The 3,281-nt window shown below is 44.3% G+C and carries 3 protein-coding genes and 1 pseudogene; all 4 read left to right on the top strand.

Annotated elements, in window-relative coordinates; translation table 11 throughout:
* Positions 1–191 (top strand): annotated as a pseudogene (locus tag CSQ79_RS26785) (L-2-hydroxyglutarate oxidase); the annotation flags it as partial.
* An 11-nt stretch (positions 192–202) separates the two neighbouring features.
* Positions 203–1,228, top strand: a complete 1,026-nt coding sequence (locus CSQ79_RS26780) for an NAD-dependent epimerase/dehydratase family protein (protein WP_099704147.1) — start codon at positions 203–205, stop codon at positions 1,226–1,228.
* Positions 1,229–1,260: 32 nt separating this feature from the next.
* Positions 1,261–2,988: a GDSL-type esterase/lipase family protein gene (locus tag CSQ79_RS26775; protein WP_143755513.1), complete on the top strand. Its 1,728-nt coding sequence runs from the start codon at positions 1,261–1,263 to the stop codon at positions 2,986–2,988.
* 22 nt (positions 2,989–3,010) lie between these two features.
* Positions 3,011–3,281 (top strand): Gfo/Idh/MocA family oxidoreductase (locus CSQ79_RS26770; protein WP_289501595.1); only part of this gene is annotated, 271 nt, incomplete at its 3' end.

Raw genomic sequence — 3,281 nt, 5'->3', positions numbered from 1 at the left:
GGGTAAGGGCGCAGGCATTGCAAAGTGATGGCAAGTTGGTTGATGACTTTTTGATTGTGCCAGGAATGAGGGCAATGCATGTGTGTAATGCTCCTTCTCCGGCGGCGACTTCTTCTCTTGAGATTGGTAAAGCGATTTCACTTGCGATTCCAGCTCAATCTCATCTTGAATCGACACTCATTCACGTTTAGGTTTTTTACTGATGAAAATTCTTGTTACTGGTACTGAGGGGTACATCGGCTCTCTGTTTGCTCCACTATTGTTGCAGCGCGGACATGAAGTGTTAGCGATCGACACTGGCTTTTACAAAGCTGGTTGGTTGTATAACGGTACCAAAGCGACAGCACAAACCCTCAACAAAGATATTCGCCAAATTACAACTGAAGACTTGCAAGGTGTAGAAGCGATCGTTCACATGGCGGAGTTATCAAACGATCCTACTGGACAACTTGCACCGAATATTACTTATGAAATTAACCACAAAGGTTCTGTTGCACTGGCTAATTTAGCCAAAGCAGCAGGGGTAAGACGCTTTGTGTATATGTCGTCATGCAGTGTGTATGGTGTCGCCACAGGCGTTGATGTCACCGAAGAGTCTCCAGTCAATCCGCAAACTGCTTACGCTGAGTGTAAAACGCTTGTCGAGCGGGATGTACAAGCCTTAGCAGATGATGGATTCTCGCCGACATTTATGCGCAATGCTACCGCGTTTGGTGCCTCACCCAGAATGCGCTTTGATATTGTCCTCAATAACCTCGCCGGACTAGCATGGACGACTAATGAGATTAAGATGACTAGTGATGGTACTCCTTGGCGTCCTTTAGTTCACGTGTTGGACATCTGCAAAGCGATTATTTGTGCCTTAGAAGCACCGCGCGACATTGTACATAACCAAATTTTTAATGTCGGGGACACAGCACATAACTATCGTGTCAAAGAAGTGGCAGAAATTATTGCGGATGTCTTTCCAGGATGTCAATTAAGCTTTGGCGATAATGGTGCCGACAACCGCAGCTACCGCGTTTCGTTTGAGAAGATTAACACCCTCTTGCCAGGATTTAAATGTGAGTGGGATGCACAGCGTGGCGCACAACAGCTATATGACTTGTTTAACCTCACAGATATGACAGAAGAAACCTTTTTATTTCGAGGTTTTACCCGTTTAAAGCAATTGGAATATCTGATTCGTACAAATCAAATAGACCAAGATTTTTATTGGACGTCGTAACAACTAGATCGAGATAGAACAAGGTTTCGGAAGTGTCGGAAATTAGAATTGAAGCTGAAAATATGACCCTAGTGGGCTTTCGCCAAGAAGCGAATAGCGCTGCTTCAGGTCAAAGCGTTATTAGTTTAGTCAATGGTGATGTAGCAGAAACAGGTTTTGCCTCGTTCAATTTTGCAGGTGCCTCTGGCTTATACAACGTAGTTGTCGGTTACTTTGATGAAAATGATGGTGTTAGCCAATTTGAAGTGCGTCAAAAGCGTACAGTCATAGATGCTTGGAGTGCCAACCAAAATTTAGGTAGTGCTTCAGCCAATAGGCAAACCAGAACATTACGCACAATTGCTACACAGTTAGCCATTAGCCAAGGCGATAAATTCTATATCAAAGCTACAGAGGATGCTGGAGAACCTGCCAGGATAGACTACATGCAGTTCGTTCCTGTTACATCTGCTACACCACCTACTACATCAGCAGTAGTGAATGGTACAAGCGGGAATGACCGACTAGTGGGTGACTGGAGAAACAATACACTCAACGGTTTTGCTGGTAACGATATTCTTGAGGGTCGAGGAGGTAATAACACCCTTAATGGTGGTAGTGGTATAGATACTGCTGACTACACCTACGCATTTAACGGTATTATTGCCACCCTCAAAGATAGAACTGTCCTCAAACCTGTGTTTGGTAATACGACACCAAGAATAATGCCTTTAGGTGACTCGATTACAGCAGGAGAACACAATGTCGAGCCAACTCCAGGAACTTATCGAATTCAGCTATGGAAAAATCTAGGTGCTGATAATTTAAGCGTAGATTTTGTTGGTTCGCAATTTAATGGACCACCTAGTCTAGGAGACAAGAACCACGAAGGACGCGGCGGTTGGACAATTGATCAAATTGCTGGCTTAGTCGATCGAGGAATCATCAAGACGTATCAGCCACAGATAGTCCTATTGATGATTGGTACCAATGATGTACTTCGTAGTAACTCGCTGAATACGATCGCTGGCGACTTGAGCAGTCTAATTGATCGCATCAGCAATGAGTCAAGTAGCACGCGCATTTTTGTTTCCTCGATCGCTCCGATTGATCCTGCTGCTAAAGGAACAACATTATCAAACCTTGCAAAAAACTTTAATGCTTTGCTGCCTGATTTAGTCAGAGACAAAGTTGCACAAGGTAAAAAAGTAACTTATATAAATGCTGGAGGCAGTCTTAATTTTAATGATTTAGTATCAGACGGCTTTCACCCCAATGTAACTGGCTACAACAAGATAGGAAATGCATGGTATGACACTCTTGTCAAGCGAGATGCGTTAACGGGAATTGAAAATATTATTGGTTCTAACTTTGCCGATAAGTTAGTGGGAGATGCTGGACACAACACGCTCAGGGGTGGTCTTGGTAGAGACACGCTAACTGGTGGCGGTGGTCCAGATAATTTCTTTTATAAGGAACCAAGAGAAGGTGGCGACTTAATTACTGATTTTGGTGCTGACGATCGCTTGACATTTTCTAGTACGGGTTTCGGTGGTGGCTTGGTTCGTGGTGTCAAACTCAGCACAACAGCAGCGGATACAGGAGTTTTTGTAAGCGGAACGAATCCCACACTATTGGGTAGTAGTGCCAACTTTTTATATAACACCAACACGGGTGCCCTGAGATTTGATGCTGATGGACGTGGATCAGGTTTAGCAACAACAGTTGCAACCTTGGCTGGTGCACCATCGTTGAGTGCTACTCAATTCTATATTTCTTAATAATTTTTGAAGGAGCTTAAGAGTGATCATAATAGACAGCGCACTAAAAGCAAGAGCAGAAGCAGGAAAGCCAATCCGTGTGGGCATGATCGGCTCAGGATTCATGGGACGCGGAATAGCCAACCAAATCATCAACTCAGTTCCAGGTATGGAACTCGTAGCGATTGCCAACCGCAACGTCGAAAAAGCGCAACGCGCCTACAACGAAGCTGGAATAGACAACGTCCAATTCGTCAACAGCACCACTCAGCTCGAAGACGCAATTGCATCCAACAACTATGCCATCACTGATG

Origin of the sequence: Gloeocapsopsis sp. IPPAS B-1203 (genome assembly GCF_002749975.1) — a bacterium.
Lineage (GTDB): Bacteria > Cyanobacteriota > Cyanobacteriia > Cyanobacteriales > Chroococcidiopsidaceae > Gloeocapsopsis.
Note: the sequence above shows the minus strand (reverse complement) of the source record. Positions and strands in the feature narration are given on the sequence as shown.